Below are 13,674 nucleotides of genomic sequence, written 5' to 3'. Positions count from 1 at the left end.
CAAATAGCTTGATGGTGGAATTGTTCGTCAGGCTGCTCGTGGCGGTGGCGTGGCCAGTCGCCGTGTCGCTTGGCGGCGGGACGACCTGGATCGCCTGTGCTCTGCTCGCCTCGACGGGCTGTCTGCTCGGCTGTGTGACCCAAATCGCCACCAACACGGGTCACCGAAACGCGGGTGGCGCGGGGATTCTCGCCTCCCTCGATGCGGTCTGGATCGCCTTCGCTTTGGCCTCCACCGGCCACCTGGACCAGTTTGGCTTCCTGGTTCTGGCGCCAATCGCCTATGCTGCGGCTCGGTTCGGATCGCTCCCAACCGCTATGGCGCCTTTGGCGGCCTCGAGTCTCGCGTTAGCTTTCGCGATCTTTCACCCCGGCAAGGAGCCGGCCGCCAGCTTCTATGGGCAGATGGCAGCCGTGCTCACGATCGGGCTGCTGCTCAACCATCGCAGGATCGTTGTTACCGAGAGCCGGCCGATTGTCGAAGCCGAAGTTCAGGCCTCCATCGAGCAGGGACCGCCGCCCGAGGCCTTTATGGAATTGCGCGAGAGCTTCCGCAGGCTCAGGGACCAATACCGCGACCTGTCCAGCCTCCGGGCTCGGGAATCGCGTGCGCTCGACATCTACAAGCTGCTGATCGGCACAAAAGGTACCTTCACCGACCGGCTGGTGCGCTCCATTCGCCAGGCTCACGACCTTCGCGGCGTCGCCGTCTTTCAACCGTCATCGCTGAGCGATCGGCTTACGCTCACGGCATCCGAGGGAACTCTGCCGGCTTTGATCGAGGATGCAGGACTTCCCTCAAACCTCCGACTTGCGCGCGAGCAGGTTTTGCGCTCGGCCTCGGACGGAGAAGAAGAAGCGCTGTTGGCGCATGCATCGGGCGGCTCGGCTAACCTGCCGCTGATCTTCGAGGGAAAGGTCGTGGGGCTCCTAGCCCTCTTTGGCGAGGCTTCTGCGCTTCGGGAGGCGATGGATGCCTGCAATGAGGTCGCGGTCGATCTGGCAAGCTCCCTAGCCCACGACGCTCGGCTCCAGAACTACAGAAAGCGTGCCCTGAGCGCAGAGACCCAGTTCGAACTGGCTTCAGTTTTAAGGGGTTCCATAACGCGCAACCACCTCGCGGCGCGCACGGCGCTGGCGCTTCGCGATATCTGCAGCATCGAGAACCTGGTGATCACCTGGCTTGACGACGGCGAACGGCTCCTGGTAGCATCTCATGGGGCCAAGACCCTCCTCCCCGATGCCCTCACCCTCGGTGAAGGTACCGGCGAAACCGGTTGGACCGCGCACGGGGCGCCGGACATCTGGATGCCCTCAACCCACGAGGACGCCCGCGTCCGTCCTCATGACGTCGTTCATACCCGCCAGCGCTCGGCGGCCCTTGTTGCGGTTCGTCGCGGCGAAGACGTCATCGGCTTTGTATCTGCCTCGTCGCCCCGCTCTGGCGCGGTCGGCGCGTTTGAATTTGACACGATACGCATGGCGGCGCTTCAACTCGGACAAGCATTGCTTCAACTTGAAGGCAACTCGCTCCAAGGTGGAATCGCCCCCTTGTCGGAGCTCCGGGAAGCCCTGACCCGGAGCCCAGCGTCGATGGTTGTGCAGCTTGTTCCTGTCCAGCGGGAGCGGCAAGCGCAAACCCTTGGCGTACCCGCCCTGGAACAGGCCGCACGGGCGTATGTTCAGAGGCTAAGCGCGAAACTGCCGCCCGGAGGACTCATCGCGTCGCGGGCCGAAGGGGAGTTCCTGGTCCTTCTGCCTGGGCTCGATCGCAAGCAGGCGGAAAGCTGGGCCAACGAAAGCGCCGCAATGGCCTCCCTCGTCGGAATCCCGGTTGGCGATGGAACCACAAGGGTCCCTCTGGCCTATCGAGCGCGAGTTTCCAGCTTGGGCCAAGGCGGAAGCGAGGCTCCAGAATCGGCAGTCCGCGAGACGAATCCCTTGCCTGGTCACTTCGAGGAACCGGCGGCCGCATAGGGCCTGCAGATCGGGTCGCCGACCACCAAGTCCTTCCATTTGAGCATCATCGAGGCCATGTAGAAGCTCTCGGCCAAGGTGTAACCACTGGTATATCGGTCAAAGAGGATGTCCGGATGCGCCATGGCCAGCGTGTAGGGTTCATCGACATAACCCTTGATTCCGGTGATGCCGCTGTGGATCAGATCGGTGATGACGCTTTGTCCGCTCGTGACGGGTTTGAAAGTTCGAGCGCTGGTGGAGACGAACGTCTCGCCGATCGCACCAGGCTGGAACTTGATCGCCTTGTAGTTGCTGATGAGGTAGTGGCCGTCGTTGCTCCCCCAACTGGCATAGCCCATGGCCGGAGACGACCCGCTGACAAACTTGTCCGACTCGTCAAACTCTACGGCGAAGCCTTTCTTCCTGAGCACCTTGACGGCTTCGATCAGGGTGTCATGCGTTCGATCGTAGCCTGGACGGACCCTCCCGGGGTCGACGTCGATCAGGAAAGGCCCTTTTGACGGTTTGGCGTTCATGGAGTTCTGGATCAGTGCCTTGGCGTCGTCCAGGGAATACCCATCAAGGCGCGTCACCAAATAAAACCCAAACTTCTCACTGGAGAATGGCTCGTTCTTCCCGAAGTACGGGCTGATCCAACTGCGCACCTGGGCCTCATCCTTGATCGTGGTGATGGGGTCACGCCTGATCTCCATGGTCGAAAGCCCGGCATCGACCGAAATCGTCGCCTTGTCCCAGTACTTCAGGGGCAATCCCCTGGCGAGCACGATGAAGTCCGGCTTTGGCTTTAGGGCTTTGATCTTTTCGCGGATCGGCCCTTCGAGGGTCTCCCGGAACTCTTTGGCGGTGATTTTCTCTTCCAGCGAGGCTGTAAGCGTCACTACGTTGCTATGCGGAATGCTCCGTGCCTTGACGTACGCCGAGCCAACCGCCTTGCTATCATCGCTGGCAAGATTGATGACGACCAGAACCCGCTTGGAATCGGCGGGAACCTGCAGGGGCTCCGGGCCAAGGACGAGCCGCATCGCGCTCTCCGCAGGCGTTCTGGGAGGAGTGGGGCTGGCGGGTGCGTTTCCGCAGCCGGACGCGAGCCACGCGACTGCCAAATATGCGGCCGTCACCGCTTTTTCCTTGGGCGCCTGCCCGGTCTTCGCGTCTGCTCCTGCTTCTTCATGCGCACGACGGCGCGTCCGATCTCTGCCCACATTTTTGCCCTTGCCGCCGTGCCGCGCACCAGGCCCATCTTCTGCTCCTTGAACGTGTTGCTCACGCCCCGAAGCGTCACACGGATGACCTTGGCCCGCTGCCGCTTGGCATACGAGTTGAGAGCGACTTCCACTCCCATTCTCATTTCGCTAATGTACGGAATGCCCTCGAAAAGTTCCCGACGCATGGCTCTTTGCCCGCTGATGTAGGGCGCGACCCGTTGCGCGCTGGTGCTCCAGAACTTCCCGCCCCGAAACACGCCGATGCACATGTCGCACGAGTGGTCCATCAATGGGCGGATGATCAGGTCCACGTGCATCGGGGTCAGTCCGTCGAGGTCGGCATCGACAAACGCGACGATTTCAGCCTTGGTGCAGGCCACGCCCGCCGCCATGGCGCCTCCCTTTCCGCGGTTCTGGGCCAGGTCCACAACGCGAACGCCGGGCACCTGCCTAGCCACCTCGGCCGTGCGATCCTTGCTGCCATCGCTGACGACGATCACCTCATCGGGCAGCTTGGCCAACGACACGGCGCGAAGCACGCGCTCGATGCGGGCCTCTTCGTCTTTCGCTGGGATGATCACCGCAACCATGAGAGCTTACGCTTTGCGAAGTGCCTTGGAGCTCGCGGAAGCTCCGCGTTAGCCAACGAGCCCTTTGCCCTCCAATCTGGCTCTCAGGTTCGATTCGATCTTGAATTCGGTCCCCATCCAGGCCTTGGCGCAGCGCCCGCGCAAGGAATCGGAGGGCGCGAGCAGGCGCAAGTTGGTGTAGGAACGTTGGGGTTTCCACCTTCGCTTGTAGGGTTCATCACCGCGCATGAGGTCGAACTGCGTCCGGCCCTCTTTGATGGCCTGCCTAATGGTGTGGGCGACCAAAAGCGTCCCAGGCGAAATAGACCCTTTTCCGGGATCAAAGCCCGATTGATAGAAATAGCATGTGGGGCCGAGCGACATCGCGTAGATCGCGCCGATGACCTCACCCTCGAACCGGAGCACGCTCAGCCGCATCCAGTCGTTGTCTGCCGCGATCTTGGCCCATTCGCGATGAAACCGCTGGAGCCGTCTGCCCAGGAATGCGCCGGGCAAACCGCGCTTCTTCCACCGCCGCAGATGGCAATCGAACAACGCGGCCATGCCCTGGTCGATGGTGTCCGGTGTGGCCGTGTCGATCTGGAGCTTCTCTCGGGCCGCAGCCTGTCGGTCTAGGCGCCTAACGTCATAGCGCAGGCTCTTGCTGAGCCCGGAAACATACACGTCGTAGTTTGGCGGCAGGTCGACCACCAGGCAGGTTGCCTGATTCAAGACAGCACCCGAAGGCTCGCACGACTTGGCCTGAGTAACGGCGAACTCCTTGTTCTCCCTGAGCTGCTGGACATCCACGATCTGGGTGCTCTTCATCCCAGACAGGTATCCGGTGAGCGATTCGGCCACCCGCCCCTCGCAGCGTCGCCGCGCGATCGGATGCAAGTAATCCGAGGGTCCGCAGCCCATGGGCCGCAGCACCTTCCATGGGCCGCCGGTTCGGACCATCGGATAGAGCCCGATCAGGTCCTTCCCGTCCCAGAGGGTCCAGATGTGGGCTTGTTTGCGAGGTCCAAGCACCCGGTGCCACGTGGATTGCCACTCCCAGGTCTGGAAAGGCGTCACGTCGGAAGAGTCGTCCGCGAGGTCGTGCCAGACATCACAAAGCTGGCTCTGCCAATCGGACCCCTCGTAGACCGTGGTGCGTAGCACGGTGTATTGTGGCATGGTCGAGGAGGTAGTCCCGGGACAATCTGCTAGGAGTCCCTAGCCAATTTGAGTTTTCCACAGACACCTGCGCCTGGACCCGTCGAATCGTCCATGCTTGAAAGCGTAAGCCGATGAACGACCGATTAGCCGAACTGGAACCGCTCAGGCAGATGGCCTTGACCTGTCGTGACTGCCACCTTGCCGAGCGGCGTCGCAACGTGGCGTTCGGCGAAGGGAAAGCCGGTTCGCCACTGGTGCTCGTCGGCGAGGGTCCGGGCGAGCAGGAGGACCAGACAGGGCGGCCGTTCGTGGGTAAGGCGGGGCAACTCCTCGATCAGGCGCTTCTTGAGAATGGCCTGACCCGCGAGCACGTCTACATCTGCAACATCGTCAAATGCCGCGCATGCGACTGGGTGAATGACAAGCCGGTGAACCGCGCCCCTACAGACTCGGAAGCAGAGGCCTGTCGCCGGTGGCTGCTGCCGCAACTTCGAGCCCTCGCCCCGATGGTGGTGCTGAGCATCGGGGGGCCCAGCGCCAAGAACTTGATCAAAAAGGACTTCGGCATCACCAAAGAGCGTGGGAGGTTTTTCCCTTCGGTCTATGCTCGGTGTGCGATCGCGACCCTCCATCCTGCCTATGTACTCCGGCAACGGAGCGCTACGAACGATGGGGGCTTTTCGCTGATGGTCGCCGACATCGCCAAGGCGTGGGCGGCAGCCAACAGACTCGCCGAACAGGAAGCGGCTGGACTGCTGAGGCCATTTGTCTTTGGGACCGGAGTGGCCGAGGCGGCACTCGTGGAAGAAGCGAAGGCCGTGTCGATTCAACCCCAGACCTCCCTCTTTGAGCTCGAAAACGCGCGATGACTCGAGCTGAACTTCTGAATCTGCTGATCGAGTGCCCGCTTGTGGCTTCGGCGCAAGCCTCCCCAAATTCGCCCCTCGAAGACCCGAAAACGCTCGCCCGGATTGCTCTCGCCAGCGCAGGGCAGGGCGTGAAGGTCATCCGTGCGCAGGGGACCGAGAACATCCGAGCCATCAAGGCCGCGACCGGGCTCCCGGTCATTGGGTTGATCAAAAAGGACTATCCAGGCTCGGAGGTCTACATCACGCCGACCCTGAAAGAGGTCGAGGCCCTTCTTCGGGCCGGGTGCGAAGTGATCGCCCTGGACGGCACAGCGCGCTCCCGACCCGGTTCGGCAAGCCTCGGCGATCTGATCAAGGCGATTCATGAAGGAGGCGCGCTGGCACTAGCAGACTGCGATTGTGAAGCTTCAGCGGCCTATGCGGTGGAGAGCGGCACCGACTTAGTTTCCACAACGTTGAGTGGCTACACCCCGCGAACAACGGTGTTGGCCGGCCCAGACCTTGGCCTCGTCCGCAATCTGGTGAAGTACATCGGCGTTCCAGTCCTTGCAGAAGGGCGGTTTGCGGAGCCTCACCAGGTGCAGTTGGCCCTCCGCATTGGAGCGGCGGGCGTCGTGGTCGGCGGGGCGCTCAACGATCCGGTCAAGCAGACCGAGCGTTTTCTAAAGGCGCTCCCTTTCCATGGCAATGTCGGCGCTGTGGATATCGGAGGCACGTGGCTCCGCTTTGGGGTGTTCTCGGTGGATTGGAAGCTACTGCATCAGGAGCGGGTGGCGCTTCCGGCCGCGAGCAACGAAAGGACCGCCTGGATAATGGCGCGGATCCGGGAGCATGAAGTTCAGAGTCTTGGGGTCTCTGCCGGAGGGACGATTGAGCCTCGTCTCGGAGGAACAGTCACTCAAGCCAAAGCCATCGTGCCCAACTATGTCGGCACCTGGTTCGGCGGCTTTGGCTTGCCAACGATCTCGCTCAACGACGGCCTGGCCACTGCCTGGGGACACGCGTGTCTGCCCGAGTTCGCTGGCCGCCGAGTGGCGACCTTGGCCCTGGGCACCGGCGTCGGGTGTGGTCTGGTGGACCTTGGGTCCCTAGTAATGGGGTTTGGAGGCCAAACCCTGAAGCTCAACGACCTGCCCACCTCGACGGGCAAGACCTTTGAGGAGCTTCTGGGCGGAGCTGCACTAAGCCCCAACCCGAGCGAAAGCCAAAGAGATGGGGCCAAGCAGGCCCTGGTTCAGGCCCTGCGAACCCTCCAAGCCATGACGATGCCTGATGTCATCGTGATCTGCGGGGGCGTGGGATTGGCGCCTTGGCTCGACGTCGAGGGCATCGCCAAAGAGTGCTTTTGGGGTGCCGACGCCCCCAATCCCGCCCAGCCCCACTCCGCAGATGACCTCGGGTGGCAGAACGCCTGGGTCTGGCCAAGAATCGTTCGGTCCCCTTTTGGCGCGGATGCCGGGCTCTATGGCGCGGCTGCGCTCGCCCTCTTTCCTCCGGTGGATCTTGCCGAGAGGATGGCAGCCTGGAAAGCAAACGGGGAGAAGTTCGAGTCTCTGCCTTGAGGCTGTGCAAACCAAGCCCTTTCGGCCCCGGCGAACGCTCAAGCGTTCGCCGGGGCCGAAAGCAGGTCCTCTGCATCAATTACCAGTTCGCGGGTAAACCCGCCCGATGCACGAGCCCACGATCGAGAGGATTCGAGTCCGTTACGGCGAGACCGACCAGATGGGCCACGCCTATTACGCCATGTACCTCTTCTGGATCGAGCAGGCCCGCGGAGCCTGGTGCCGGGACCGGGGGTTCACCTACAAGGGGCTCGAGGAGCGCGGGTTCTTTTTGCCGGTTGTCGAAGTTCACCTTCGCTACAAGGGGGAGGTGCACTACGACGACATGATTGCGATCAAGGTCTGGCTAGGGGAGGTCAAGCGCGCCTCGATCCAGTTCAGATATGCGATTACCAATGAGTCCTCTGGCAAGGTCGTCACCGAGGGCCACACCTGGCACGTCCTCGTCGGAGCCGAAAAACGCGCGATCTCCATTCCCCTGGACCTGCTAGAGATGTTTGGCCGGCCGCCAAACATGAATGCCCAGGAGGCCCAACTCTCGCCATAGCCTGCCGTGTCTTGGCGTATAGTCTTGTGACTGATGCAGCCCGAATGTCCCCGCACGATGGACCTTGACCAGGCCCTGGCGCTTCTCGATGACGTCGCGCCGTCCGCCAAGCTGCTCGCCCTGGGCCAGACCGCGCTGTGGGATGAGCCCATGAAGGCAGGCATCGCGCTTGCGGCTTCGAAGAGCGGCAAACCGCGCACGTTGGTCGCGGGCGTTCACGATACCGACTATTTCGCCAAGCTGCCCGGCGAGGCCGAAGGCCGATCCGGCTTCGAAGCACTCCCCCACAACGCAACCACGACACGTGGCCTCTGGAGCGCAGCCGGAGAGTTTTCATCGCTTTTTGGCTCCGAGACCGTCATCAACCGTCAAGATTTCTTGTCGGCTGGTTTGAACCTGGTTAAGGTCGGACGGGGGCGCCCTGGGATCTTTGACGAGGCCTCAGCAGCCTACGGCTGGAAAGGAATCGTGGCCCTCGGAAAAGACCAGGTGGTCGTGAGCGAACTGCCGCTCGCCGAACTCCTGCCGACCCTTCGCGCCACGTTCCTCTGGGCGATCGAGGAAACGCTCGCCTGCATCACCGGATCAGGCAAAGAAGAGAGCCTCGCTCGGGCACGCGACCTGATCGCCATCTTCGATCGTCATGCCGAATCAGCGAGCGCGCAGACCCTATCTGACTTCTATCGCATTCTCCTGCCTGACATCTACGCGTTTTGTGCGGGACTCGATGCCGAGGGTGCAAAGCTGCCTCTGGAAACCACGGCCACCAGCGAGCTTCTTCGTTTCAATTTGGACACCTATTCGCTTCCAAGGTTCAAGCTGGTGGAGCGCTACCTGCATCCGGAGACCCGCGACGAAGCGGCCGCCGCTTACAATTCGGCGCTGGAGGGTTCCGAGATTTACACACTGGACCGTTTCGGATCAGGAGCGATCCCATTCGAACTTGTGATTCCCGGCGTGGGCCGGGGGACGCTGCGGATTGGTAATCGGGCGTTGATCGTCATGGCGCCGGTTCCGCAGTTCATCTCGCTGAAGCAGCCCCTGCGCACGCTTCGCGACCTCGCAGCGGCCATTGAGCACAAGTTCGGACCAAACTGTGTGCTCACCGGCAAGGCCGTCAGCTTGATCGGGATGCTCGGGCACGAGTTCGTCTTCGTGTTTCACGAGGGCGCCAGCTCCTACGTTAAGCACTCAAGACGCTTCCATGCCTTACTCGATCAAGCCGGTATTGGGCTCCCGGTGCACCCGATTCTGAGAATGCAGTATGAGCCCTGGGATGCCCTTGAAGGGTGCTGTTCCTGGTTCAAGCTGCCTGAACCGCTCGCACGCGCCTTTGGAACGGAAGAGGTTTGTTCGCCGAGCTTTGCGAACCGGTGGCGACTCGTCGCGCGCGAGCAGGAGAATCTGCTCGATCGCCTCGGCGAATTACGAAGGCCGATGGATTTGGTGGATTTCCTGGCGGGCCACGTCGGCGGATCTTGGGACACGCTCGCGAAGGAATACGAGTCGCTTCACGGAAGGCTCGCGACTGTCCGCGACGAGGTAGGCAAGCTCAAATGGGAACGATTCGAGCTCTACAAGCAGGCAAAGGCACTCAGGCACCGGCGCCAGGAACTGGAGATCGAGAAAGGACGCCATTTTCGTGAAAAGATCTTCGAGAAGACGCCCAGCGATCAGGACATAGAGAAGCGCCGATCGTATGGGACGGAGATCGAGGCACTGATTCATGAATGCGCGGTCATCCGCGAGCGCGTCCATGCCCTCCTGCGCGAACAAAAGAGGTTAGTCCAGGATCCGAGCGTGTCGCGCATCCATGAGCGCAGGCGCGAAATCGAGCTCGAGGCGGAACTCAAGCGCCTGCGGTTGATCCGGTCGGCCATCATCGCGTCAAAGGGGCTTCGCAAGTCGGCGCACCGGCCGAGCGCCTGGTGGTTCCCGCTGGTGTGCCCCACGGGCCATTGGTTCAAGCGGACCGTGGCTGAGGCACGGTGCTACCTGGAAGAGATGTCGCCGAAAGTGGTGGTCGAAGAGGCGGACAAGCCCCGTGGCGGCTAAGGGTTCGCCAGGCTGCGACCTTATGGAGGGACTACAAGAGATTTGATTCTCTGGAACTCTGTCCTGAAAGTCGAGGGCGTCCTTCTACTGCTCGCAGGGTCTGGGATGATCCTCATCGGATCCCTGCTCACCTTCGGATACCCAATGGCTGAACGAAGGAGCCTTGATCCCGTATCAGGAGTCTTGCTCATGGCACTACTTGGCTTCGGAGCCGGAGTAGCAGCGTCGCTCTTGCTTCGAGAGATCTCGCGGCCCAAGAGCTAGCTGATTCAACCAGGAATCTTGGCGCCCTTGATAGAACTGAAAGGAACGATGCTTGCCGTCACTCTCTGCCTCGCCTTCACCCTCGCGCCCAGAGCCTTTCCAGTCCAAGATCCCCTGGTAGATTCATTCCGCCATCCACCTGCAAGCGCCAAGCCCCACACCTGGTGGCACTGGATGAACGGCAACGTGACCAAGGAGGGCATCACGGCCGACCTTGAGGCGATGAAGCGCGCTGGCATCGGCGGCGCCCAGATGTTCACCGTCCCCGAGAGCATCCCCAAGGGCCCCGTGGGCTACATGAGCCCCCAGTGGCGCGAGATGACCAAGTGGGCCGTCCAAGAGGCCGCGCGGCTTGGCATCGAGCTTTGCATCCACAACTGCGCGGGCTGGTCGAGCAGCGGCGGTCCCTGGATCACCCCCGAGAACGCCATGCAGGTGATCGCGTGGTCGAGCGTGCAGGTGGAAGGGCCGAAGCACTTCGAGGAAGTGCTGCCGATGCCAAAAGCGCCGCATGTGTACGCCAAAGTGGACTATTACAAGGACATCGCGGCTTTTGCGTTCCGGACGCCGACGGAGGGAGAGGACATCGGTTCTCAGGTTGTCAGGTTTTCAGGTAGTCAGGCAACCGGAGTTGTGGAGCCAAGCACGGCATGGCCTGAAAACCTGAACACCCTAACACCTGAAAACCTCTTTCAGTCCGTCCATCTCGGCAAAACCGGCGTCCACCGCCAAGACGGGCTCGACCCAGACCTCACGCCCGGAGCCGCCGGCCTCCATGTCCCTAAGGAGGGTTTCTTCCTTCTCACCGGCAAGATGGACGCCAGCGGCAAGCTGACCTGGAACGTCCCGGAAGGCAACTGGACGATTCTAAGGATGGGCCACGTGCCCACAGGCAAGGACAACCACCCTTCACCGCCTGAAGGCGATGGCCTCGAAGTGGACAAGCTGAGCCGCGAGGCGCTGCAGACGCACTGGGACGGGATCATGGCCAAGGTGCTCGCCGACGCAGGGCCCCTGGCGGGCAAGTCGCTCAACAACGCCCTCATCGATAGCTATGAAGTGGGCAGCCAGAACTGGACCCCGAGGATGCGCGAGGAGTTCCAGAAACGGCGGGGCTATGATCTGATGGCGTATCTGCCAACGGTCGCAGGCGTCGGCGTCGAAAGCAAGGAGGTCACCGAGCGCTTCTTGTGGGATTTCCGCAGGACCATCGCCGACATGTTCACCGACAACTATTTCGCCGCCTTTGGCGAGATGTGCCGCAAGGCTGGAATCCTATATTCTAACGAGCCCTACGGCAATGGCGGGTTCGACGACTTGCAAGCAGGCGGCAAGGCCGACATCCCCATGGGCGAGTTCTGGATCGGCGGCGGTGCGATGGAAACTACGAAGATCGCCTCCTCTGCAGCCCACATTTACGGGAAGAAGATTGTTGGCGCCGAAGCGTTTACCGCCGGTGAGGGCGAGGGACGGTACACAGTCGAGCCCTACTCCATCAAGGCGCTCGGCGACTATGTGTTCACGCAAGGGATCAACCGGTACATCTTCCACCGCTACGCCATGCAGCCGTGGATGGACCTCAAGCCCGGAATGACAATGGGGCCGTGGGGATCCCATCTTGATCGACACAACACCTGGTGGAACCTGGCGCCGGCTTGGCTGACCTATGTCGCGCGATGCCAATCCATGCTTCAGCAGGGCCTTTTCGTGGCCGACACGCTCTACTTCTATGGGGACAACGGGCCGAACACCCTTCCCTCCAGAGCCAACCTTAACCCCAAGCTCCCCGCCGGCTATGACTACGACGGCTGCGATGCGACGATCATCCGCGAGCGTGCCACCGTGAAGAACGGGCGGGTGGTGTTGCCCGACGGCATGAGCTACCGCGTGCTGGTCATGCCTGAAACCAAGTTCATGACGCCGGAGACCTTGCGACGGGTCCGCCAGCTGGTGCTTGACGGCGCGACGATCGTGGGTCCAAGACCTGAGAAGTCCCCGAGTCTCGTCAACTACCCCGCCTGCGACGAAGAGGTCGCCAAGATCGCCGCAGAGGTATGGGGCGATCTGGATGGCAAGACCAAGACCTCCCGCGGATATGGCAAGGGAACGGTTTACTGGGGAGCGACCTTGGCTGAGGTGTTGAAGACGTCGGCCACGCCTCCCGACTTCGAATTCCGCGGATTCGGCGCGGCCACCAAGCTCGCGTATATCCATCGAAACATCTCGGGCGCGGAAGCCTACTTCGTCTCGAATCAGCGCTACAGCCAAGCCGACGCAGACTGCACGTTTCGTGTGTCCGGGAAGCTGCCGGAGCTCTGGCATCCTGAGACCGGCGAAATAGAGCCGGCACCCGTTTGGCGCGAAGAGGGAGGAAGAACCATCGTCTCGCTCCGCTTCCAGCCTGCCGAATCGGTGTTCGTCATCTTCAGAAAGCCGATCTCGGCCAAAGGGCCTCGGCACTTGGTTTCCTTCGAGCGCGAGGGCGAACGCATCTCCGCGGCTCAACACAAGATCGAGATTCGAAGCGCGCGCTACGGGACTGCAGACGGCCGCGGTGCCGACGTGACGGACGTGGTCCGAAGGCTCGTTCAGGAAGGAGCGACCGAAATCGAAGCCACCAACGGCAACTTTGGCGATCCGGTGGTGAACGTCGTCAAGCAACTCACGATCGACTACTCGGTGGACGGCCGAACCCTGGTCCAGACGGTCGGCGAAAACCAGACCGTTGTGCTCCTTCAACTGCCCGGCGGGCCGAAGTCGGCCTCCTATACGATACTCGGCAAGTCGAGCGGTGCGGCTCTGGTCCCCATAAAGGGCGGGACCTATAGGATGCAGTACAGCGACGGGACTAAGGGAACGCTTCAGGTCAAGTCCGGCGCGCAGGACCTTGCGATAGGCGGCGCGTGGGATGTGGCCTTCGCACCGAACCTTGGGGCACCACCGAAGGCGGTCTTTCCGAAGCTCCTCTCGTGGACTGAGAGCGACGTACCCGGCATCAAGTACTTCTCGGGCACCGCGACCTACAAGAAGGAGTTCTTCGTCGCCGACAAGGCGGTGCTCGGGCCCGGCCGAAAGGTCTTCCTTGATCTTGGCGAAGTCAAGAACTTCGCGCAGGTCAAGCTGAACGGCAAGCCGCTCGGCATTCTGTGGAAAGCACCGTTTGTCGTCGATGTCACGGGTCTCATTCGAACGGGGTCGAATACTCTGGAAGTCCAAGTCACCAATCTGTGGCCCAACCGGCTGATCGGCGATGAGCAGCTTCCTCCGGACGTCGAGTGGCAGGGCAACCATCTGAAAGACTGGCCGGACTGGTACAAGAAGGGCGAACCTCGGCCCAAGACGGGACGGGTCGCCTTCACCACGTGGCGCTACTACCACAAGGATTCGAAGCTACTGGCCTCTGGGTTGATGGGCCCTGTGATGCTGCGGTCGGCGCAGCGGGTGGAGATTCGGTAGCGACCCG

9 protein-coding genes are annotated in these 13,674 nt (G+C 61.8%); 6 read left to right on the top strand and 3 right to left on the bottom strand.

The genetic code is table 11. From position 1 onward, the window contains the following. The first annotated feature begins 11 nt into the window (after positions 1-11). Positions 12-1,976, top strand: coding sequence for a hypothetical protein (locus tag HZC36_10540; protein MBI5707412.1), 1,965 nt, complete (start codon positions 12-14; stop codon positions 1,974-1,976). Here the strand turns inward: HZC36_10540 and HZC36_10535 are convergent. From HZC36_10535 to HZC36_10525, 3 genes are all read right to left on the bottom strand, one after another. Beyond that, positions 1,949-3,001: a TIGR03790 family protein gene (locus tag HZC36_10535; GenBank protein MBI5707411.1), complete on the bottom strand. Its 1,053-nt coding sequence runs from the start codon at positions 2,999-3,001 to the stop codon at positions 1,949-1,951. The genes HZC36_10540 and HZC36_10535 overlap by 28 nt on opposite strands. A 92-nt stretch (positions 3,002-3,093) precedes the next feature. After that, positions 3,094-3,765 carry a glycosyltransferase family 2 protein gene (locus tag HZC36_10530; GenBank protein ID MBI5707410.1) on the bottom strand — a complete coding sequence of 224 codons (672 nt, stop codon included), beginning with the start codon at positions 3,763-3,765 and terminating at the stop codon, positions 3,094-3,096. Between the two features lie 57 nt (positions 3,766-3,822). Then, the gene (locus tag HZC36_10525; GenBank protein MBI5707409.1) at positions 3,823-4,917 is read right to left on the bottom strand and encodes a GNAT family N-acetyltransferase; all 1,095 of its coding nucleotides are present in this window, start codon (positions 4,915-4,917) and stop codon (positions 3,823-3,825) included. A 128-nt stretch (positions 4,918-5,045) separates the two neighbouring features. Here HZC36_10525 and HZC36_10520 point away from each other — a divergent pair, with 128 nt between their 5' ends. The 5 genes from HZC36_10520 (at position 5,046) to HZC36_10500 (ending at position 13,667) form a co-directional block, all read left to right on the top strand. Beyond that, entirely contained in the window at positions 5,046-5,783 is a 738-nt protein-coding gene (locus HZC36_10520; GenBank protein ID MBI5707408.1) for a uracil-DNA glycosylase, read from the top strand. Beyond that, entirely contained in the window at positions 5,780-7,345 is a 1,566-nt protein-coding gene (locus HZC36_10515; GenBank protein ID MBI5707407.1) for a putative N-acetylmannosamine-6-phosphate 2-epimerase, read from the top strand. Before HZC36_10520 ends, HZC36_10515 begins: the two co-directional genes overlap by 4 nt. Positions 7,346-7,451: 106 nt before the next feature. Next, positions 7,452-7,892 (top strand): acyl-CoA thioesterase, encoded by a 441-nt coding sequence (locus HZC36_10510; GenBank protein MBI5707406.1) that lies wholly within the window; start codon positions 7,452-7,454, stop codon positions 7,890-7,892. Positions 7,893-7,925: 33 nt separating this feature from the next. Next, the gene (locus HZC36_10505) at positions 7,926-9,947 is read left to right on the top strand and encodes a hypothetical protein (protein ID MBI5707405.1); all 2,022 of its coding nucleotides are present in this window, start codon (positions 7,926-7,928) and stop codon (positions 9,945-9,947) included. A gap of 312 nt (positions 9,948-10,259) precedes the next feature. Beyond that, positions 10,260-13,667 carry a hypothetical protein gene (locus HZC36_10500; protein ID MBI5707404.1) on the top strand — a complete coding sequence of 1,136 codons (3,408 nt, stop codon included), beginning with the start codon at positions 10,260-10,262 and terminating at the stop codon, positions 13,665-13,667. Positions 13,668-13,674: the final 7 nt, after the last annotated feature.

The organism is Armatimonadota bacterium, assembly GCA_016223145.1.
Classification (GTDB): Bacteria; Armatimonadota; Fimbriimonadia; order Fimbriimonadales; family Fimbriimonadaceae; genus Nitrosymbiomonas.
Note: the sequence above shows the minus strand (reverse complement) of the source record. Positions and strands in the feature narration are given on the sequence as shown.